This window comes from Pseudomonas khavaziana (genome assembly GCF_036704165.1).
GTDB classification, from domain to species: Bacteria; Pseudomonadota; Gammaproteobacteria; order Pseudomonadales; family Pseudomonadaceae; genus Aquipseudomonas; species Aquipseudomonas khavaziana.
Genome location: NZ_CP129946.1, coordinates 2,208,576 through 2,229,654 on the forward strand (window position 1 = coordinate 2,208,576; position 21,079 = coordinate 2,229,654).

The window sequence follows — 21,079 nt, forward strand, 5'->3', positions numbered from 1 at the left end:
AGCTTGTCGCAAATAGAGGATCTATTTTCATGACACAGAAATTTGACGTTGTAGTGATTGGTGCAGGCCCTGGCGGCTATGTTGCCGCCATCAAGGCCGCGCAACTGGGCCTCTCGACTGCCTGCATCGAAAAATACACCGACAAGGAAGGCAAACTGGCGCTGGGCGGTACTTGCCTGAACGTTGGCTGCATTCCGTCCAAGGCGCTGCTGGACAGCTCCTGGAAATTCCACGAAGCCCAAGACGGCCTGGCCATTCACGGTATCCAAGGGATCAGCCGTGAGACCCTGCGCATGGACGTTCCTGCCATGGTTGGTCGCAAAGCCAACATCGTCAAGGGCCTGACTTCCGGCGTTGCCACCTTGTTCAAGGCCAACGGCGTGACGTCCATCCAAGGCCACGGCAAGCTGCTGGCGGGCAAGAAAGTCGAAGTCACCAAGCCGGACGGTTCGGTTGAAGTCATCGAAGCCGAAAACGTGATCCTGGCCCCAGGCTCGCGCCCAATCGACATTCCACCGGCTCCGGTTGACCAGAACGTAATCGTTGATTCGACCGGCGCCCTGGAATTCCAAGCCGTGCCTGCGCGCCTGGGCGTGATCGGCGCCGGTGTGATCGGCCTGGAGCTGGGTTCGGTCTGGTCCCGCCTGGGTTCCAAGGTCACCGTGCTGGAAGCCCTGGACACGTTCCTGCTGGCTGCCGACACCGCCGTGTCCAAAGAAGCGCTGAAAACCCTGACCAAGCAAGGTCTGGACATCAAGCTCGGCGCTCGCGTGACTGGCTCCAAGGTCAACGGCGAAGAAGTCGTGGTGACCTACACCGACAAGGATGGCGAGCAGACCATCACCTTCGACAAGCTGATCGTGGCTGTTGGCCGCCGTCCGGTGACCAACGACCTGCTGGCTTCCGACAGCGGTGTAGAGATCGACGAACGTGGCTTCATCCATGTCGATGATCATTGCTCTACCGCTGTTCCAGGTGTTTACGCCATCGGTGATGTGGTTCGCGGCATGATGCTGGCGCACAAGGCTTCCGAAGAAGGCATCATGGTTGTCGAGCGCATCAAGGGCCACAAGACCCAGATGAACTACGACCTGATTCCATCGGTTATCTACACCCACCCGGAAATTGCATGGGTCGGCAAGAACGAACAGCAGTTGAAAAACGAAGGTGTTGAAGTTAACGTCGGCACCTTCCCGTTCGCTGCTTCTGGCCGTGCCATGGCAGCCAACGACACCGGTGGTTTTGTCAAGGTCATCGCTGATGCCAAGACTGACCGCGTATTGGGCGTTCACGTGATTGGCCCAAGCGCTGCAGAACTGGTTCAGCAGGGCGCGATCGGCATGGAATTCGGCACCAGTGCCGAGGACATCGGCATGATGGTCTTCTCCCATCCGACCCTGTCCGAAGCGCTGCATGAAGCCGCGTTGGCAGTGAATGGCGGCGCCATCCACATCGCCAACAAGAAGAAGCGCTAAGCGAGATAATAAGAAACCACGGCGGAGTTGCCCGTCGTGAGCCTTGCGCGCAAGACTCACCGCGGAATATCCGCTGGACGCAGCCTTGCGCAGCTTTACGGGCCATAAGCCCCGCAGGTTGCGCGAGCAGCAGTCACAGGTGGCGCGGCACTCATAATGAGCGCAGCGCCGAATGCGCAGTACCTAACGAAGACGGTAAAAAGCATGAATCTTCACGAGTATCAGGGTAAGCAGCTGTTCGCTGAATACGGCCTGCCAGTTTCCAAGGGCTACGCAGTAGACACCCCGGAAGCAGCAGCAGAAGCTTGCGACAAAATCGGCGGCAGCGAGTGGGTTGTCAAAGCCCAGGTCCACGCCGGTGGTCGCGGTAAAGCGGGCGGCGTCAAGCTGGTTCGCAGCAAAGAAGACGCCAAGGCCTTCGCACAGCAGTGGCTGGGCAAGCGTCTGGTGACTTACCAGACTGATGCCAATGGCCAGCCAGTCACCAAGATCCTGGTTGAATCGTGCACTGATATCGCTAAAGAGCTGTACCTGGGCGCTGTCGTTGACCGTTCGAGCCGTCGCATCGTATTCATGGCTTCCACCGAAGGTGGCGTGGACATCGAGAAGATCGCTCACGAAACCCCAGAAAAAATCCTGAAAGCCACTATCGATCCACTGGTTGGCGCACAGCCATTCCAGGGTCGTGAACTGGCTTTCCAGCTGGGCCTGGAAGGCAAGCAAGTTGCCCAGTTCGCCAAGATCTTCGTAGGTCTGGCCAAACTGTTCCAGGATCACGATCTGGCCCTGCTGGAAGTGAACCCGCTGGTGATCAAGGCTGACGGTGATCTGCACTGCCTCGACGCCAAGATCAACATCGACGCCAACGCCATGTACCGTCAGCCTAAGCTGAAGACTTTCCACGATCCGTCGCAAGACGATCCGCGCGAAGCGCACGCTGCCAAGTTCGAACTGAACTACGTAGCCCTGGAAGGTAACATCGGTTGCATGGTCAACGGTGCTGGCCTGGCCATGGGTACCATGGACATCGTCAACCTGCATGGCGGCAAGCCAGCCAACTTCCTCGACGTAGGTGGTGGCGCTACCAAGGAGCGCGTTACCGAAGCGTTCAAGATCATCCTGTCCGACTCCAACGTCGCTGCAGTACTGGTCAATATCTTCGGCGGCATCGTTCGTTGCGACATGATTGCCGAAGGCATCATCGGTGCAGTGAAAGAAGTCGGCGTCAAAATCCCGGTTGTTGTGCGCCTTGAAGGTAACAACGCTGAACTGGGCGCTAAAGTACTGGCAGAAAGCGGTTTGAACATCATCGCGGCTACCAGCCTGACCGACGCTGCTCAACAAGTTGTCAAAGCTGCGGAGGGCAAGTAATGAGCGTCCTGATCAATAAAGACACCAAAGTTATCTGCCAGGGTATTACCGGTTCGCAAGGTAGTTTCCACACCCAGCAAGCCATCGAGTACGGCACCCAGATGGTTGGCGGCGTAACACCAGGCAAAGGCGGCACCGAGCACCTGGGCCTGCCCGTGTTCAACACCGTGAAAGAAGCAGTAGAAGCCACTGGCGCCACCGCCAGCGTGATCTACGTTCCAGCTCCTTTCTGCAAGGACTCGATCCTGGAAGCGGCATTCGGCGGCATCAAGCTGATCGTGTGCATCACCGAAGGCATTCCTACCCTGGACATGCTGGACGCTAAAGTTAAGTGCGACGAGCTGGGCGTAGTCCTGATCGGCCCTAACTGCCCAGGCGTGATCACCCCAGGCGAATGCAAGATCGGCATCATGCCAGGTCACATTCACTTGCCAGGTAAAGTCGGTATCGTTTCCCGTTCCGGCACCCTGACCTACGAAGCTGTGAAGCAGACCACTGACGCCGGTTTCGGTCAGTCGACTTGCGTCGGCATCGGCGGTGACCCGATCCCAGGCTCGAACTTCATCGACATCCTGAAGCTGTTCCAGGAAGACCCGAAGACCGAAGCGATCGTGATGATCGGTGAGATCGGCGGTTCGGCCGAAGAAGAAGCGGCTGCCTACATCAAGGCACACGTGACCAAGCCGGTTGTTTCCTACATCGCTGGTGTGACTGCCCCTGCGGGCAAGCGCATGGGCCATGCTGGCGCAATCATCTCTGGCGGCAAAGGCACTGCAGACGAGAAATTCGCTGCTCTGCAAGACGCAGGTGTTAAAACCGTGCGTTCGCTGGCAGACATCGGCAAGGCCCTGGCCGAGCTGACTGGTTGGGCTGTCAAGTAAGCCTCGCGCTTAGCTGACGCTTCACCACACAAAGGCCACCTTCGGGTGGCCTTTGTGCATTCTGTGTCTGCGATATGGCCCTTCTGTAGGAGCGAGCTTGCTCGCGAAAAACGTCAACGATAACGCGTGCTGCCTGAATGAACGCGGCGCCTGTGGGTTTTTCGCGAGCGAACTCGCTCCTACAAAAAACTGTATGGGCAAATTAAGTATGAAAACGCGACATTCAAATGTCGCTTATCGGACAGAGCGCCCCGCAACAGTGCGTTTGTCAGCCTAATTCTGTACCCTAGCCGCCTCTTTATGCGTCCGCATCCCAAAAGGAAGCTGCGCGCTGGTACGGTCAGCCCCCATCAGGGCCGGCAGCATTTCCCTCATCCATAGGGAAGCCCTCTCTAAATTCCGATTCAGTAGTGTGGTATTTCCTCAAATGAAAGTGTTGAAAAGCCAGGATATCCTGGCGTTGGGCTTTATGACCTTTGCCCTGTTCGTGGGCGCCGGCAACATCATCTTCCCGCCTATCGTTGGCTTGCAGTCCGGGCCCCATGTCTGGATGGCGGCGCTGGGCTTCTTGATCACTGCGGTCGGTTTGCCGGTGGTCACCGTGATTGCCCTGGCCAAGGTCGGTGGTGGCATGGATGCGCTGAGCAGCCCGATCGGCAAGATCGCCGGTGGCCTGCTGGCGGCGGCGGCGTACCTGGCGGTAGGGCCGCTGTTCGCGACCCCGCGCACTGCGACGGTGTCATTTGAAGTGGGTCTTGCGCCGTTGACCGGTGAAAGTCCGTTGGCGCTGTTCCTCTACAGCTCGGTATATTTCCTGGTGGTGTTCTTTGTCTCGCTGTATCCAGGCCGGTTATTGGACACGGTAGGTCGTTTCCTCGCACCGCTGAAGATTATCGCCCTGGCCATCCTCGGTATCGCCGCGTTTGCCTTGCCGGCCGGTGAGGTAGGGGTTGCCACCACGGAATACGTCGCCGCGCCATTCTCGCAAGGTTTTATCAACGGCTACCTGACCATGGATACCCTGGGTGCCCTGGTGTTCGGCATCGTGATCGTCAACGCGATCCGCTCCCGCGGTGTTGAGTCGCCCAAGCTGATCACCCGTTACGCGATCATCGCCGGGCTGATAGCCGGCGTGGGCCTGGCGCTGGTGTACGTCAGCCTGTTCCGCCTGGGCTCGGGCAGCCATGCGGTCGCCGCCGGTGCCAGCAATGGGGCAGCGGTACTGCACGCCTACGTGCAACATACGTTCGGCTCCCTGGGCAGCGGCTTCCTTGCCGTGCTGATTTCCCTGGCGTGCCTGGTCACCGCAGTAGGCCTGACCTGCGCCTGCGCCGAGTACTTCAGCAAGATCCTGCCGCTGTCCTACAAGACCCTGGTAGTAATCCTGGCAGTGTTCTCGTTGTTCGTGTCCAACCTGGGCCTGACCAAGCTGATCGCCTTCTCGATTCCGGTACTTACTGCCATCTACCCGCCGTGCATCGTGCTGGTGGCGCTGAGCTTCTGTAAGGATTTCTGGCAGGAGCAAGGGCGTATTGTCGGACCGGTAATGCTGGTGTCGTTTATCTTTGGTTGCATCGACGCTCTTAAGGGCGCGGGCCTGGCGGATTGGATGCCGGCGCAACTGACACACTTGCCGCTGAGCGAGCAAGGCCTGGCCTGGCTGGTGCCGTCGGTGATGACCCTGGTCGTGGCGGTGGTGATTGACCGAATGCTTGGCAAGCGTAGCGAAGCCATCGCATAACAGATTGTTTGAGGCTGTATTGAAATGCCCCGTATCAATCGATACGGGGCATTTTTTATGCGCATGAGGTTACATATTTCTAAAGTTGTAACCCGGTAAGAGTGGAAGGAGGGTTTGTCCTCTCTCAGGTTTACCGCGTTCGCCACACCCTCTCATGTAATAGGACCTGCATGTCGTTCGTTGAAACCAACCAAACTCACCTGCTCGCCGCACTCTGGTTTGTTATCTGCTGGGGCGGCTATACCCGTTACGCCACCTGGAAAGCCCGTGACACTGCGTGTCTGGCCAGCGTGCTGCATCTGTATCGCGAAGACTGGATGCGCCGCATGCTATTGCGCGATAACCGCATCGCCGACGCCAGCGTGATCGGCAACCTGGAACGCAATGCCTCGTTCTTTGCCTCCAGCACCTTGATCATTCTCGCCGGTATTCTCACTGTGCTCGGCGCTTCCGAACGGGCGGTGTCGTTGCTGGCGGACATTCCCATGGTGCAGCAGGCGTCCCGCGGGATGTCGGAGATCAAATTGCTTTGCCTGGCACTGGTATTTGTCTATGCGTTTTTTACCTTCAGCTGGTGTATGCGCCAGTACAACTTTGCGGCGGTGCTGGTGGGTTCGGCGCCGATGATCGGTGAGCGACAAGTCTCGGAACAGGAACGCAAGGCGTTCGCGTCCCGGGCGGCACGGGTGATTTCCATGGCGGCCAACCAATTCAACCTTGGGCTGCGTTCTTATTATTTCGGCATGACCATGCTGGCCTGGTTTGTCAGCCCTTGGCTGTTCATGTTGATGAGCAGCGGGGTGGTGCTGGTGCTTTATCACCGAGAATTTCATTCTGCGGTGCTGCAAGTGATGGTCTATACCCCGACCGATATGTCTGCGCCGGAGTCGGTCAAAGAGACCGCACTTTGATTACGCCTGTGGCCGGCGCAAAATAAGCAGACAAAAAAAGCCCGCTATCTAAGCGGGCTTTTTTGCGGAATCAGACCAGCCTATTAAGGCTTGGCAGGCTCTGCTGGTGCGGCAGGTGCAGCTTCTTTTGCAGCAGCTTCGTTAGCTTCAGCCTGAGCTTTGGCAGCATCGGCGTTTTCTTTCGCAGCGTCGTTCACTTTATCCTGTGCTTTAGCCATGTCTTGCTGAGCTTGCTCTTTATGGGCAGCAGCGTCTTGGGCTTTGTCTTCGGATTTCTTGTCGCAGGCAGCCAGGCCGAGGGCAGCGGCCAGCATCATGGAAATAGCTAATGTCTTGCGCATGGGGTGTTTCTCCTTATTGAAGATATCTACTGGCCTTTCGAGCCTAATGGGCCAGCATTAGTTCCTTTTATCCCACAGATATATATACCTTTTCGCACAGAAACTTTTTTCGGCGTTTTTAGTCCGCCGGATTCACACTAATAAGAGTCTAAAACCAATGACCGAAAACCCCTTGTTAGAGCGTGCTGCGCGCTTTGTTTCGGCGCTGCGCCACTGCCAGGTGCTGGGTGTCGCCGTGCATGCGGCCAGTGAGGAGGGCATGACCCTCGTGCTGCCTTACGGCGCGCATATCGTCGGTGACCCCCTCACCGGAGTGATCCATGGTGGCGCGCTGACTTCCTTGATGGACACGGCCTGCGGCATGGCCACCCTGTGCGTATTAGCCGAATTCGAGGTGTGCCCGACCCTGGACCTGCGCATCGATTACATGCACCCGGCCGAGCCCCATAAGCCGGTCTATGGCTTTGCCCAATGCTACCGGGTCACCACTGATGTGATCTTTACCCGGGGGGTGGCCTATCAGGACGATCCGCAACAGCCCATCGCCCATGTGGTGGGCACGTTCATGCGCATGGGCAAGCGTCTTAAAGGCACGCATGGGCTGGGCAGCACGATCAGGGGAGAGCAGGCATGACCCATCGGTTCAAGACCCGCCTGGAGCAGGCCCTCGCTCGCGGCAATTACGACGCACTTCTGGACCTGGTGCCCTATGCCAAGCTGATCGGTGTGGAATGCACCCGGTTGGGGGATGAGCTGCTGTTTCGACTGCCGGCCAACAAGGACAATATTGGTAACCCGATATTGCCAGCATTGCATGGCGGAGTGATCGCCGGCTTCATGGAGTTGTCGGCAGCGATGCACCTGCTGGTGTCTACCGGCGCTCCGAGCCTGCCGAAGATTATCGACTTCTCCCTGGATTACCTGCGCGCCGGCCAGTTTCGCGACACCTACGCCAAATGCCAGGTATGGCGCCAGGGTCGCCGTGTGGCGAATGTGGCGATCACCGCGTGGCAGAGCACCCCGGCCGAACCGATTGCCACCGCCCGCGCACATTTCAAGATTGAGGATCTGGCCCGCCCTTGAAATCCTGGTCTTAGCCCCCAACTTTGATGACAACCCGCCGCCAACCCTCAAGGGCGCGGCCATTGCCATCCAATTGGAGTTTGATGACCATGAGTGTGGAAACTCAAAAGGAAACCCTGGGCTTCCAGACCGAGGTGAAGCAACTGCTGCACCTCATGATCCATTCGCTGTATTCCAACAAGGAAATCTTCCTTCGCGAATTGATCTCGAACGCCTCTGACGCTGTCGACAAATTACGTTTCGAAGCCCTGTCCAAGCCGGAGTTGCTGGAAGGTGGCGCGGAACTGAAAATCCGTGTGAGCTACGACAAAGACGCCAAGACCGTCACCCTCGAAGACAACGGTATCGGCATGAGCCGTGAAGAGGCGGTTACCCATCTGGGTACCATCGCCAAATCCGGCACTGCGGATTTCATGAAGAACCTCTCGGGTGACCAGAAAAAAGATTCGCACCTGATCGGCCAGTTCGGCGTGGGCTTCTACTCGGCCTTCATCGTTGCCGACAAGGTCGAAGTGTTCAGCCGTCGTGCCGGGCTCGACGCCAGCGAAGGGGTGCACTGGGCTTCCAAAGGTGAGGGTGAGTTCGAAATCGCCACCATTGATAAGGCTGACCGCGGTACCCGCATCGTGCTGCATCTGAAATCTGGTGAAGACGAATTCGCCGATGGCTGGCGCCTGCGCAACATCATCAAGAAATACTCCGACCATATCGCATTGCCGATCGAATTGCCCAAGGAGCACACCGCTGCCGAAGGCGAAGAAAAGCCGGCCGAGGAGTGGGAAACCGTCAACCGCGCCAGCGCCCTGTGGACCCGCCCGCGTACCGAGATCAAGGACGAGGAATACCAGGAGTTCTACAAACACATCGGTCACGACTACGAAAACCCGCTGAGCTGGAGCCACAACAAGGTCGAAGGCAAGCTGGAATACAGCTCGTTGCTCTATGTGCCGGCTCGTGCTCCGTTCGACCTGTACCAGCGTGAAGCGCCCAAAGGCCTGAAGCTGTATGTGCAGCGCGTGTTCGTGATGGACCAGGCCGAATCCTTCCTGCCGCTGTACCTGCGCTTTATCAAGGGTGTGGTTGACTCCAACGACTTGTCGTTGAACGTGTCGCGGGAAATCCTGCAGAAAGACCCGATCATCGACTCCATGAAGTCTGCGCTGACCAAGCGCGTGCTCGACATGCTGGAAAAACTGGCGAAGAACGAGCCTGAGCAGTACAAGAGCTTCTGGAAGAACTTCGGTCAGGTGATGAAGGAAGGCCCGGCGGAAGACTTCGCCAACAAGGAAAAAATCGCCGGCTTGCTGCGTTTTGCTTCGACTCAAGGCAGCGATGCAGAGCAGGTCGTGTCACTGGCCGAATACCTGGCCCGTGCCAAGGAAGGTCAGGACAAGATCTACTACCTGACCGGCGAGAAGTACGAAGCCGTCAAGGACAGCCCGCACCTGGAAGTCTTCCGCAAGAAAGGCATCGAAGTGCTGCTGCTGACCGACCGTATCGATGAGTGGCTGATGAGCTATCTTACCGAGTTCGACGGCAAATCCTTCGTTGACGTCGCCCGTGGTGACCTGGACCTGGGTAACCTGGACTCCGAGGAAGAGAAGAAAGAAGCCGAGGAAGTCGCCAAGTCCAAAGAAGGCCTGGTTGAGCGGATCAAGACGTCCCTGGGGGATGCGGTCAGTGAAGTACGGGTTTCCCATCGCCTGACCGACTCCCCGGCGATCCTGGCCATCGGCGAGCAGGACCTGGGCATGCAGATGCGCCAGATCCTCGAGGCCAGCGGCCAGAAAGTGCCGGATTCGAAGCCTATCTTCGAATTCAACCCGGCTCACCCGCTGATCGAGAAACTCGATGGCGAGCAGAGCGAAGAGCGTTTTGGCGATCTATCGCACATTCTCTTCGACCAAGCCGCCCTGGCAGCCGGCGACAGCCTGAAAGATCCAGCCGCCTATGTGCGTCGTCTGAACAAGCTGTTGGTTGAACTGTCGGTTTAATACCGGCGTAGAAAAACCCGCTTCGGCGGGTTTTTTCGTTCTGGCTCTACTGTAGGAGCGAGCTTGCTCGCGAAGAACGTCAACGATAACGCGCAAATGCTGAATGAACGCGGTGATCTCACGTTTTTCGCGAGCAAGCTCGCTCCTACAGGGGGCATCGTCAATCCATCTAAATTGGGGAAAATGATGAGCCAAGTCACTGTACGTTCCGTGGTCTATCAGATTGATGGCCAGTCTTATGAAAGCCGCCTGGCGTTCGATGCCAGCCACAAGGGCCCGCTGCCGGGCTTGCTGATGGCACCGAACTGGATGGGGGTGAGTGCGGGCGCCGAGGAGATCGCCAAGCGTGTCGCCAGCAAAGGTTACGTGGTGCTGATTGCCGACCTCTACGGGCAAACCGTGCGTCCGAGCAATGGCGATGAAGCAGGCGCGGCGATGATGCCGCTGAAAAATGATCGCCCGCTGCTGAACAAGCGCATGCAAGCGGCCTTTGAGCAGTTGCAGGGCCAGACCGAGGCGGCCGTCGATACGTCGAAGCTGGCGACCTTCGGTTTCTGCTTCGGCGGTTGCTGCTCCCTGGAGTTGGCGCGTACTGGGGCACCGCTCAAGGCAGCGATCTCGTTCCACGGCACCCTTGATACGCCAAATCCGGCGGATGCGAAGAATATCAAGGGCTCGGTGCTGGTGTTGCACGGTGCTTCCGATCCGTTGGTGCCCAAAGAGCAACTGCCGGCGTTCGAAGATGAAATGAACGCGGCGGGTGTGGATTGGCAGCTGCTGAGTTACGGTGGCGCGGTGCATTCCTTCACCGACCCCGAGGCCAATGTGCCGGGCAAGATGATGTACGACGCCAAGACCGCTGCACGGGCGTTCCAGTCGATGCATAACCTCTTGGATGAAGTGTTCAAGGGCTGATTTTTCAGCGCCTGTTCGGGCCTCATCGGGGCATGGGTATCTACACAGCTCTGGCGTGGCCCTGATCCGTGACAAGGGAGCTTGCTCCCGCGACGGTCTAGCAGACGATGGGGATCCAACTGATGCCGAGCGGTGCAAATGTGGGAGGGGGCTTGCCCTAATGCCAGTCAGTTAAGCGGTCATCGCCTTCTGTAGGAGCGAGCTTGCTCGCGAAAAACGTCAACGATAACGCGTGTTTGCTGAATGAGCGCGGCGCCTGTAAGTTTTTCGCGAGCAAGCTCGCTCCTACAAAAAAGCCTTAACTGACTGGCATTAGGGCTTGCCCCCGATGGCGGCCTTAGAGCCGACCGGGGTCTTGGTTTAAGCAGAGTACATATCCATTGTTTAGGTAACGGCCACTATTGGTTCCGCTTTTACAGCGGGTCACTTTGAAAAGCGCAAAGTAACCAAACGCTCTTGCCCCACCACTCGGCACCTCGCTTAGGCTCGGTGTGCCCGTAATCCGACATGTATTTGGGGGGGCGCCGCCACGCGCCATCCATGGCGCGGGGCGGCTAAACCGGCATCCCTGCCGGTTTACCCCCCAAATCCCTGTCGAATTCCGGCCAGCGTGGTTTAACGGGGCGCCTGAGATCAAAAGCAGATCAAGATCAAGTTCAAGAGCGGCTCGCTTCGCATCGTGGTTACGGGCGATGACTATTTCACAGGCAACTCAATTCTTTCTGACTCCCCCGGCACCGTCGGCCAATCCCCAGCCGCCCACCGCTGCCGTGCCTGCTCGATCATCGCCGGATCGCTCGCCACGAAATTCCAGTTGATCCGCCGCGGCCCATCCAGCGGCGCCCCACCAAACACCATCACATGGCAATCGGTCTCGGCAAACAGTGTCATCTCTTGCCCTGGCGGCAATACCACCAGGCTATGCACTGCCAGCGGCTCACCGTCGAGCTGCGCATCCCCTTCCAGCACATACACCGCGCGTTCCTCATGCTCATCGGGGAGCAATAACGTGATAGCCGTCTGCATCCGCACCTCGGCATATAACGTCGGCGATAGCACCGGCACCGGAGACTTGAGGCAGAAGCCATCACCGGCGATCAGGCGCACCTGTATGCCGAGGTTATCGCTCACCGGCAAGCTCGCCGCCGGGTGATGGCTGTAATGGCCGGGCCCGGTCTCGTGGTCCTTGGGTGAGGCCAGCCATACTTGCAGGCCATGCAGGCTGAAACCACTGTTCTTGAGCGCTTCGGGGGTACGCTCGACATGGGCAATCGCGCTGCCCGCGGTCATCCAGCTCACATCACCGGCTTGCACCACCTGATCTGAGCCGAGGCTGTCTTTGTGCTGTAAGGCGCCTTCAAACAGATAGGTGAGGGTGGACAGGCCGATATGCGGGTGCTGGCGGATATTCATGCCCGTGCCTGGGGCATAGCGGGTCGGCAGCATATGGTCGAAAAACACAAAGGGCCCGACGCTGCGGCATTCACGGGAGGGCAGCGGGCGCAGGATCGGCTGGCCTTCGACATCTTCGGCGCGGGGGCGGATCACGGTGAGGGTGGTCATGGGGCATCCCTGTCTGAGCGGGTTGGATGCGGCTGAGCATAACCCGCTCGATGGGAAGTTGGTGCTATGCGCTGAAGGCACCTTCCGATAATTTCGTCTCAATGCTGATTTCGGCGGTGGTCATCAGCTTATGTACCGGGCACTTGTCCGCGACACGATGCAGCTCCTCGCGCTGCTCATCGCTCAGTACACCCTTGAGGGTCAATTTGACGCTGAGTTTGTATTTGCCTTTTTGCTCTTCGGCGGCGTCGTGGGTGACTTCAACGGTCACGCCGGTGAGCGGGATATCTTTCTTCTGCGCGTAAAGCCTGACCGTCAAGGCTTTGCATGACGCCAGCGCAGCATCGAAATAATCGTGGGGGGAGGGCGCCGAGTCGTCGCCACCCAGGCTCTTGGGCAGGTCGGTAAACAGCTCGTGGTTGTTGATATTGACGCTGTGACGGAAGTTTTCAGCGTTCAGTGTATTGACGGTAACAGGCATGGCGAACCTCACGAGAGGGCAGGATGAAGGTCATGCAGTTATAGAGCATGCTGGCGCCCGAGTGTTCCAGTTTTTCCGTGCTGAACCTCGATGGCTGGCGCAAGGTCTACCCGTATCAGCCCTAATTGAGATTTTACCGTGCTTCGGACCCGCCTGAGTCTTGCCTTGTTGCTCGCTGCCAGCAGCCTTGCCGCGCAGGCCCGCGACTATGCCTACAGTGACGCGCACCTGCACTACGTGGATTTTTTCCAGGAAACGGCAGGCATGGACAAACTGCTCAAGGCGATGGCCGAGAACCGCATCGAGCATGTGATGATTTCCGGTATCCCCGTGGCCAAGAAATGGCACGAAGACGAGCCCAAGCGCCCGCGCTACTACGCCGGTGATGACGCCGATGCCTATTGGTACAGTGCCACCGATGTAATTGTCGCGGCAGCGGTCAATAAGCTGGCACCCGAGCAACGCCAACACTTTCATCCGTTCCTGGCCGGCTTCAATCCCAACGACAAGAACTCCGCTGCCCACATCCAGCGCATGCTCGATCTCAACCCCGGGCTGTGGCAGGGCATCGGTGAAGTGTTCACCCGTCACGACGACCTCACCGCCCTGACCTCCGGTGACACACCCCGCGCCAACAACGAAGCGATGACGCGTATCTATCACCTGGCCGCCGAAAACGACCTGCCGGTGATGCTGCATTCCAACATCACCTCCAAGCGCGAGCGTAATCCGCTGTATCTTGCGGAAGTCGAGGAGTCGTTGCGCAACCACCCACACACACGCTTTATCTGGGCCCATGCCGGCACGAGCAAGGAAATCCACCGGCATCAGGTGCAGATGGACTTTTTGCTGCCCACCTTGAACCGCATGCTCGAGGCGTACCCCAACCTGTATATCGACCTGTCCTGGAGCATGCTCACGCCTTATCTGCTGGATGAGGCGGGTCAGCCTCGGCCGGAGTGGGTAAAACTGGTGGAGCGCTTTCCAGAGCGCTTTATGCTGGGTTCTGATGTGGTCGGACGTTTCAATAAGCTGGGTAAAGAGATGCGGCGCTTCGACCCCTTCCTCGATGCATTGCCCGAGCTGGTTGCGCACAAGGTGGCGCGGGATAACTTCCTTGCCATCCTGCCCAAGCCGCCTGGCAATGGCGTCACACCCTGATATTGCTTTTTTTGCCTTGACCGGTGCGAAGCAGGCGCCTCGGTCTTTCCGTTGACCCATAAAAAAGCCCCGAACCAGTCGGGGCTTTTTCATGTGACTTAGCCTGCGGGGCTTACTTGCCCTGCCAGCGTTTCAGCACCAGGGTGGCATTGGTGCCACCGAAGCCGAAGCTGTTGCTCATCACGGTGTCGATCTTGGCGTTTTCAACGGTCTTGGTCAGGATCGGCATATCGGCCACAACCGGATCAATCTCGTCGATGTTGGCCGAGCCGGCCATGAAGTTGCCTTCCATCATCAGCAGGCAGTAGATCGCTTCGTGAACGCCGGCAGCGCCCAGGGAGTGACCGGACAGGCTCTTGGTGGAGCTGATTTGTGGAGCCTTGTCGCCGAATACCGCACGCACGCCTTCCATTTCCTTGGCATCGCCGACCGGTGTCGAGGTGCCGTGGGTGTTCAGGTAATCGATTGGGGTATCCACGGTGGACATGGCCATCTGCATGCAGCGGATGGCACCTTCGCCGCTTGGCGCAACCATGTCGTAGCCATCGGATGTTGCGCCGTAGCCAACGATTTCTGCGTAGATCTTCGCGCCACGGGCCAGGGCGTGTTCCAACTCCTCGACCACCACCATGCCGCCACCGCCGGCGATGACGAAACCGTCACGCTTGGCGTCGTAGGCACGGGAGGCTTTTTCCGGGGTGTCGTTGTACTGGGTGGACAGCGCGCCCATGGCGTCGAACAGGAACGACTGGCTCCAATGTTCTTCTTCACCGCCGCCAGCGAACACGATGTCCTGTTTGCCCAACTGGATCTGCTCAACGGCAGTCCCGATGCAGTGGGCGCTTGTGGCGCACGCGGAGGAAATCGAATAGTTCACGCCCTTGATCGCGAACGGCGTGGCCAGGCAAGCCGAAACGGTGCTGCCCATGGTCCGCGTGACACGGTACGGGCCAACGCGTTTCACGCCTTTTTCGCGCAGGATGTCCAGCGCTTCCATCTGGTTGAGGGTCGATGCGCCGCCGGAGCCGGCGATCAGGCCGGTACGTACGTTCGACACCTGGTCTTCGCTCAGGCCGGAGTCGGCGATCGCGTCTTTCATGGCCAGGTAGGCATAGGCGGCAGCGTGGCCGACGAAGCGATAGATCTTGCGATCGATCAGTTCTTCGAGGGGCAGGTCGATGGAGCCGGAAACCTGGCTACGCAGACCCATTTCGGCATATTCCGGGTTGAAGCGGATGCCAGGGCGACTTGCACGCAGGTTAGCGGTGACGGTCTCTTTGTCATTGCCCAGGCAAGAAACGATGCCCAGACCAGTGATAACGACGCGGCGCATGCGGATAACCCTTAAAAGTTGTCAGTGGAAGTGAATACGCCGACCCGAAGGCCTTCGGCAGTATAGATCTCGCGACCGTCGACAGTCACCGAACCGTCGGCGATGGCCAGGTTCAGCTTGCCCTTGAGGACGCGCTTGATTTGAATGTTGTAGGTGACTTTCTTGGCGCTCGGCAGGACCTGGCCAAAGAACTTCACTTCGCCCGAACCCAGGGCGCGGCCGCGGCCCGGCAGGCCTTGCCAGCCCAGATAGAAACCGACCAGTTGCCACATGGCATCGAGGCCCAGGCAGCCCGGCATCACAGGGTCACCTTCGAAATGGCAGGCGAAGAACCAGAGGTCCGGGGTGATATCCAGCTCGGCGACCAATTCACCTTTGCCGTACTTGCCACCCTCTTCGCTGATATGGGTGATGCGATCCACCATCAGCATGTTCGGGGCGGGCAGTTGCGCGTTACCTGGGCCGAACAGCTCACCGCGACTGCAGCGCAGCAGGTCTTCCCGAGTAAAGGCGTTTTGTTTGGTCATGCGAGCTCCTCAATAATCCCATGCGGCAGGGTAGGGCAAATCTTCCCGAACCGAATGAAGCGTTCATGCCTCATAGCGGCAGCCTACACATAGACTATTGCGTTGTAGTGAAAGTCACAGCGGCAAGGTACTGAATGTACACTTGTTCACTGAAATTTTAAACCGGGCCTGTTTATCGGCCCGTTCGGGTGCCTAAGACTGCCGCACTTTCGTCTTTCACGCCAGTCAGAGTTGGCTGATGGCGCGGCGCTATTGCACCCAGCGCTGCAGGATTTCCTGCAAATCCGTGCGTTTGAACGGCTTGGCCAGGTAATCGTTCATTCCGGCTGCCAGGCAAGCTTCGCGGTCACCCTGCAACGCATTGGCCGTCAGGGCAATGATCGGCAGCTCGGCGCAGCCGGGCAGTTGGCGAATCCGTCGGGTAGCTTCGTAGCCGTCGATCAACGGCAGGCGGCAATCCATCAGGATGGCGGTAAAAATCAGGCTCTCGGCGCTGCGGATCGCCTCGGCGCCATCGGTGGCCAAGCTGACTTCAAAACCCAGGCTGCGCAACATTGCTTCGACCACTGTGCGATTGACCGGGTTGTCTTCCACCAGCAACACGTGGCGTCCGTCACCGGCGTTGGTTTTGCCAAGGGCGTCTGGAGCGACGGCCGGCACCTGTTGCTGGTCGATGGCCAGCGGGATTTCCAGGGTAAACACCGAGCCCCGGCCTTCTTCACTGCGGGCCCGCAGGGTGCCGCCCATGCGCTCGGCCAGGGTGCGCGCAATTGGCAGCCCCAGGCCGGTGCCGCCGTAACGTCTTGAAATGGAACTGTCGGCCTGCTGGAACGCATCGAACATCAGCTCCAGGCGTTCGGCTGAAATGCCAATACCGCTGTCGCGCACCGTGCAGGTGAACCACACCAGTTCGTGGTCCAGGGTTTGCCAATGGGGCTCGACGGTCACGCTGCCATGTTCGGTAAATTTCAACGCGTTGCCGATCAGGTTGACCAGCACCTGTCGGATACGCGTCGGGTCACCCCGCACCCGCAGGGTTTCCATGCCGGTGGGAATCAGCAACTCCAGGGTCAGCCCGCGCTGCTGGGCGCTGTGCTGGAAGGCCTGGGCGCAGCTATTGATCAGGTCTGCCAGGTTGAAGGAAATATGTTCCAGCTCCAATGCGGCGCGCTCAATGCGCGAGAAGTCGAGGATATCGTTGATCACCTTGAGCAGGTGCTCGGTGGACTCGGAAGCCAGCGCCGCGTACTCGGTCTGCTCTTCGGTCATCTCGGTGGTTTCCAGCAGCTGCAGCATACCCAGCACACCGTTCATGGGCGTGCGCAGTTCGTGGCTCATCATCGCCAGGAAATCCGACTTGGCGTTGTTCGCACGCTCGGCTTCCTCGCGGGTCTGGATCAACTGCGCAATGGTTTGTTGCTGTTCGCGGCTGGCTTGGTTGAGGCCCTCGGCCAGGTTGTTGATATGCCGCGACAGGTCGCCCAGTTCCGAGTCATCGACAATCGGCAGCGGTGTCTTGTAGTCGCCCTGCTGGATGGCCTTGACTGCGTTGCCCATTGCGCTGATCGGCTGCGACAGGCTCGCTGCCAGGCGTCGCGCCAGCAGGAAGGTGAACAGCAGGGCGAACAGTGCCAGGACCCCGGCCTTGAACAGCATCTGTTGCTGACGCTGGCTGAACGCGTCGTTGGACATGCCGACGATCACCCGGCCCAGGTAATCGGCGCGGGGTGCCATGGGGCCCTTGAGGTTGTCCTGGAAGAAGTCATTACCCAGCTCGATATGCTGCAGGCGGATCGGCGCCTGGAACACCTTCACCGACAGTGAGCGGTCATGTTTCTCCGACGGTTGCTCGACATACACCAGAATGTTTTCAGCGCTGTCCTGAATCTCCAGGAAGCGTACGTGGGGCGTGGCCAAGGTCGCGCGCAGCAGAGTCTCGAGCACATCATTGTTGCCGGAAATCACCCCGTACTCGGTGGCGGGCGCCAGTTGGTTGGCGATCAGTTGACCGGTGTGGTCCAGTTCCTGGCGCAAATCCTGGATACGCACAAAGGTAAAAAAACTGATCAACAGCAAGGTCAGCAACAGTGCGGGGCCCAGGGTAATGAGCTGTGTGCGGGTGTTGATATCCCAACGACGACGCAAGGTCATGGGCGTTTTTCTCCTTCGGCCAAGCGGGCGGCGACGGCGGCTTCATCGACCTGTTCGATGCCCAGTGAGCGCGCGACTTGCGGGTTGCCCACGACTTTGAAGTGTTCCGGATACAAGGTGTGCGGCCAATTGGCCGGCGCATGGTCCAGCAGGCGGTCCAGTACGGCGAGCCAGTCGGGCTGGTCGCTGTAGGTGCTGGCCAGGCTGCCGGCCCTGACAAACCCGGCATTGGGGCCCACCAGCGGCAGTTGTTGGGCGTAGCTGCTCAGCAACAGGTTCTTTACGGTTTTGGGGTTGTACAGTTGCGGGTCGTCGAGGCCAAGCAGTACGTCGCTGTTCCTGAGCAGAGTTTGCAGCGGGCGGCTGTCGTTGGTGTTGCCCCATAGTTGCGGCACGATTTCTAGGCCCATGGGTTTGGCGAGCTGCGTCAGTTCGCGAAGCAGGAACTCACTGTCGGCACTGTAAAGCACGCCGATGCGGTGGGCCTGGGGCAGGATGCTGGCGATCAGGTGCAACTGACGTTCCAGCGGCGGGTCGCTCCACAGCAGGCTGATTTTCGCCGGGTGCGTATTGCCCATGCGTTGCCGGGCCTGCAGGCGGCTGATGCGCAGCACCAGGGTTGGCGGGCCCTGAGCGTCCTGCAGGCGCCAATCGAGGCCGGGCAGGTCGAGGAGGATCAAGCGGGTGCTGGAGGGCAACCGGCTCGGCGCCGGCAGGTCCCTGAGCGGGGTGAAGGTGACCTGGTCGTCGGGGCGCTGGTGCGCAAGGGCCTGGGTGAAGGCTTGTACGCCGGCACTGTCTTGAGCTGCGGTCAGCAGGATATCGGCGCTCCACGCCGGAGCCGCCAGCAGCAGGCCCGCCAGCAGCAGGCCGCGGCACCAGCGCAGTGAAATCAAAAAGAGGGTCATCCGTGACTGATCACCCATGTCAGAAATCCAGCTCCGCGCTGAAGTAAAGGACGTGACGATGATCGTAGTTATTGTCGGCCCAGGTGGTGGGCTGGTTATCAAGGCGTTGTTGCAGCATGCCGGCCAGCTCCACATTGGCTTTGGCCACCGCAATGCGCTTGGCCACCCGTAGGTCGACCCGTTGGAAACGATATTGATTGAGTGCGTCGTCGCCATAGTAGAACACTGCGCTGGACCAACCCTGGCCCCATTCACGCAGCCATCCCGCCGAGCCACTGTTGCGGGCGGTTTGCGCCTTGTCCAACGGGTTGCTTGAAGAGGCGTCGACATAAGCATAGGTCAGGCGCAGGCGGTCAGCGTTGCTTACGCGCCAGTCCACTTGTGATTCTACCCCGGTAAAGCGCGAGTTGTTGGCGTTGCTGGCGATGTATTGGTTGTTGCGCAGTGGCGAGCTGATCATGTCGGTGATTTCGTCATAGAACAGCTTCACATCGACATTCAGCCCCAGGTCGGCAAAGAAACCGTTGTAGCCCAGCTCTCGTGAGCGCATCAATTCTTTGTCGAGGTTGCCGGGGCCGCGCGTCACGACAAAATATTGCCCGGAGTTTTGCCCGTAGGCCGGGGAGCTTAGATTGGTGACGCGGTAGCTCCAGTTGACGTTGTTCTCAAACATGTCCGGCGAGCGGACCGCCTCGGAGTAAACCGCCCGCAAGCCATGGCGCGGGTTGATCAGATAATTGACCGCCACCCGCGGCGTCAGGGAGTGGCCGCTCAGGTGGGTGTCTTCGTACATGGCGCCGCCTTGCAGCAGCCAGTGTTCGCTGAGTCGCCATTCCAGCTGGCCGAACAGGCGCCAAGTGGTGTCGTCCAGTGTGCCGTTGAAGTAGGTGTCCGAGTCGGCGCGGTCGTAGCGGTAATTAAAGCCGGTGAGCAGGCGCAGGCTATCGGACAGGCTGAGGGTGTCCTGCAGTTCCAGGTCGTAGCGGCTTTCCCGGGTACTTTGGTCGATGTCACCGCAGACGTTGTCCTTGCCACCCTGGTATTTCCACTGATCGAGCACTTGGTTGGCCAATGCCTGTTCAGCGGCGCTGCCGGGCGGGGCGGAGCCTTGGCTATAGGTCTCCATGTTGCGTGCCAACCGTTCGGCGTAGTTGGGGTTGAGCTGCCACAATTGAGTCAGCTGCGGGCTGAATGAGACCTTGGCATCACAGGCCTTCCAGATTTGCCGACGGTCCCATTGCTGCGCTGATCCTTGGATGTACAGGCTGTGGTCGGGGTTGAAATCGACGTTCCAGCGTAGTGAGCCCGCGTAGTCCTTGGCAGTAATGTCGGAGTTGCTGCCGTGTTCGCTAATACCATCAAATACCGGCGTGTAGGTATATGGGCGCTGGTTGGTGCCTTCCTTGACGTTCAGCTGCCAGTCGAGGCTCTGTTGCGCGTTCAGGGTCTGGCTCACCGCCAGGCTGAAACGGTTGAGGCGCCGCCCATCACGGCGGTCGGCGCCGACGGCATTACTGTCAAAACCGTCGTCCTGTTGCCCGGACAGCGACAGGCGCAAATCGCCGGTCTCCCACCCCACGCCCTGGCTGGCATAGAAGTCATTGATCCCGCGTTCGCCACGTGTAACCTTCATGCGAGAGCCGTGACTGTTGGTGGGGGAGCGAGTGAGGATATTCACCACCGCCATCAGCGCATTGGCGCCATAGCTGACGGTATTGGGGCCACGAAATACCTCGATGCGCTCGATATCTTCCATGGCCACCGGAATATCGCTCCAGTCCACCGTGGCCAGGCCGGCGCGATACACCGAGCGACCATCGATCAACACCTGCATGCGCCGTGCATCACTGGCGCTGGTGCCGTGGTAGTTCACCGACGCCTGGTTGCCAGTGGTGTAGCCGACCATCATCCCGGGTACCAATCGCAGCAGTTCCGAGACGTCCCGGGCGCCACTGGCCTTGATCAACTCGCTGTCGATCACCGTCATGCTGCCGGGCACGGCGGCGGCCGATTGCTTGAGGCGTGTGGCGGTCAATACCTGCGGCAGCGGCTGGCCGTCGAGAAACAGATCGTCAGCCAGTGCAGGCAGGCTGCACAACAGCATCAACAAAAGTGATGAGCGAGGAGGAGGGCCCAGATACACGGCGCGGCCTTGTTAATGACGGATAGCCGCCCATGTTAACCGAGGCGGGGCTATTTGCCAGTCGTCGGGTTTGTAATTACTTCGCACAGGCGTGGCATTT

18 protein-coding genes are annotated in these 21,079 nt (G+C 59.0%); 10 read left to right on the forward strand and 8 right to left on the reverse strand.

Annotated features, from left to right (window positions below; all coding sequences use genetic code 11):
• Nucleotides 1-29: 29 nt before the first annotated feature.
• The 5 genes from lpdA (at nucleotide 30) to QYQ93_RS09895 (ending at nucleotide 6,379) form a co-directional block, all read left to right on the forward strand.
• The gene (gene lpdA / locus QYQ93_RS09875) at nucleotides 30-1,475 is read left to right on the forward strand and encodes a dihydrolipoyl dehydrogenase (RefSeq protein WP_043051007.1); all 1,446 of its coding nucleotides are present in this window, start codon (nucleotides 30-32) and stop codon (nucleotides 1,473-1,475) included.
• A gap of 204 nt (nucleotides 1,476-1,679) precedes the next feature.
• Nucleotides 1,680-2,846: an ADP-forming succinate--CoA ligase subunit beta gene (gene sucC / locus QYQ93_RS09880; RefSeq protein WP_003190011.1), complete on the forward strand. Its 1,167-nt coding sequence runs from the start codon at nucleotides 1,680-1,682 to the stop codon at nucleotides 2,844-2,846.
• Nucleotides 2,846-3,727 (forward strand): succinate--CoA ligase subunit alpha, encoded by an 882-nt coding sequence (gene sucD / locus QYQ93_RS09885; RefSeq protein ID WP_003190013.1) that lies wholly within the window; start codon nucleotides 2,846-2,848, stop codon nucleotides 3,725-3,727. Before sucC ends, sucD begins: the two co-directional genes overlap by 1 nt.
• Before the next feature lie 427 nt (nucleotides 3,728-4,154).
• The gene (brnQ, locus tag QYQ93_RS09890; RefSeq protein WP_043051008.1) at nucleotides 4,155-5,468 is read left to right on the forward strand and encodes a branched-chain amino acid transport system II carrier protein; all 1,314 of its coding nucleotides are present in this window, start codon (nucleotides 4,155-4,157) and stop codon (nucleotides 5,466-5,468) included.
• 170 nt (nucleotides 5,469-5,638) lie between these two features.
• Nucleotides 5,639-6,379: a DUF599 domain-containing protein gene (locus tag QYQ93_RS09895; protein WP_043051009.1), complete on the forward strand. Its 741-nt coding sequence runs from the start codon at nucleotides 5,639-5,641 to the stop codon at nucleotides 6,377-6,379.
• 83 nt (nucleotides 6,380-6,462) lie between these two features.
• Here the strand turns inward: QYQ93_RS09895 and QYQ93_RS09900 are convergent, their stop codons facing one another.
• The gene (locus QYQ93_RS09900) at nucleotides 6,463-6,720 is read right to left on the reverse strand and encodes a hypothetical protein (RefSeq protein WP_043051010.1); all 258 of its coding nucleotides are present in this window, start codon (nucleotides 6,718-6,720) and stop codon (nucleotides 6,463-6,465) included.
• Nucleotides 6,721-6,877: 157 nt separating this feature from the next.
• On the opposite strand from QYQ93_RS09900, the gene QYQ93_RS09905 reads away from it, so the two are divergent.
• The 4 genes from QYQ93_RS09905 (at nucleotide 6,878) to QYQ93_RS09920 (ending at nucleotide 10,712) form a co-directional block, all read left to right on the forward strand.
• A complete protein-coding gene (locus tag QYQ93_RS09905) occupies nucleotides 6,878-7,354 on the forward strand; it encodes a PaaI family thioesterase (RefSeq protein WP_338476820.1) in 477 nt (158 codons plus the stop codon).
• Nucleotides 7,351-7,803, forward strand: a complete 453-nt coding sequence (locus tag QYQ93_RS09910; RefSeq protein WP_217883290.1) for a PaaI family thioesterase — start codon at nucleotides 7,351-7,353, stop codon at nucleotides 7,801-7,803. Before QYQ93_RS09905 ends, QYQ93_RS09910 begins: the two co-directional genes overlap by 4 nt.
• Nucleotides 7,804-7,892: 89 nt before the next feature.
• Nucleotides 7,893-9,797, forward strand: a complete 1,905-nt coding sequence (gene htpG / locus QYQ93_RS09915; protein WP_338476821.1) for a molecular chaperone HtpG — start codon at nucleotides 7,893-7,895, stop codon at nucleotides 9,795-9,797.
• Nucleotides 9,798-9,983: 186 nt separating this feature from the next.
• Nucleotides 9,984-10,712, forward strand: coding sequence for a dienelactone hydrolase family protein (locus QYQ93_RS09920; protein WP_338476823.1), 729 nt, complete (start codon nucleotides 9,984-9,986; stop codon nucleotides 10,710-10,712).
• A gap of 696 nt (nucleotides 10,713-11,408) precedes the next feature.
• Here QYQ93_RS09920 and QYQ93_RS09925 read toward each other — a convergent pair.
• Nucleotides 11,409-12,275, reverse strand: coding sequence for a pirin family protein (locus QYQ93_RS09925; protein ID WP_338476824.1), 867 nt, complete (start codon nucleotides 12,273-12,275; stop codon nucleotides 11,409-11,411).
• Nucleotides 12,276-12,339: 64 nt separating this feature from the next.
• Nucleotides 12,340-12,756 carry an OsmC family protein gene (locus QYQ93_RS09930; RefSeq protein ID WP_043051254.1) on the reverse strand — a complete coding sequence of 139 codons (417 nt, stop codon included), beginning with the start codon at nucleotides 12,754-12,756 and terminating at the stop codon, nucleotides 12,340-12,342.
• 138 nt (nucleotides 12,757-12,894) lie between these two features.
• Between QYQ93_RS09930 and QYQ93_RS09935 the strand changes: the two genes are divergently transcribed.
• Entirely contained in the window at nucleotides 12,895-13,917 is a 1,023-nt protein-coding gene (locus QYQ93_RS09935; protein ID WP_338476825.1) for an amidohydrolase family protein, read from the forward strand.
• Between the two features lie 112 nt (nucleotides 13,918-14,029).
• Here QYQ93_RS09935 and fabB read toward each other — a convergent pair whose 3' ends face one another.
• From fabB to QYQ93_RS09960, 5 genes are all read right to left on the reverse strand, one after another.
• Nucleotides 14,030-15,250, reverse strand: coding sequence for a beta-ketoacyl-ACP synthase I (gene fabB / locus QYQ93_RS09940; RefSeq protein WP_338476826.1), 1,221 nt, complete (start codon nucleotides 15,248-15,250; stop codon nucleotides 14,030-14,032).
• An 11-nt stretch (nucleotides 15,251-15,261) separates the two neighbouring features.
• Nucleotides 15,262-15,777: a 3-hydroxyacyl-[acyl-carrier-protein] dehydratase FabA gene (fabA, locus tag QYQ93_RS09945; RefSeq protein WP_003190035.1), complete on the reverse strand. Its 516-nt coding sequence runs from the start codon at nucleotides 15,775-15,777 to the stop codon at nucleotides 15,262-15,264.
• A 249-nt stretch (nucleotides 15,778-16,026) separates the two neighbouring features.
• The gene (locus QYQ93_RS09950; protein ID WP_338476827.1) at nucleotides 16,027-17,928 is read right to left on the reverse strand and encodes an ATP-binding protein; all 1,902 of its coding nucleotides are present in this window, start codon (nucleotides 17,926-17,928) and stop codon (nucleotides 16,027-16,029) included.
• Nucleotides 17,925-18,854, reverse strand: coding sequence for an ABC transporter substrate-binding protein (locus tag QYQ93_RS09955; RefSeq protein WP_043051250.1), 930 nt, complete (start codon nucleotides 18,852-18,854; stop codon nucleotides 17,925-17,927). The genes QYQ93_RS09950 and QYQ93_RS09955 overlap by 4 nt, the downstream gene beginning before the upstream one ends.
• Nucleotide 18,855: 1 nt before the next feature.
• Entirely contained in the window at nucleotides 18,856-20,979 is a 2,124-nt protein-coding gene (locus QYQ93_RS09960; protein WP_327175658.1) for a TonB-dependent receptor plug domain-containing protein, read from the reverse strand.
• Nucleotides 20,980-21,079: the final 100 nt, after the last annotated feature.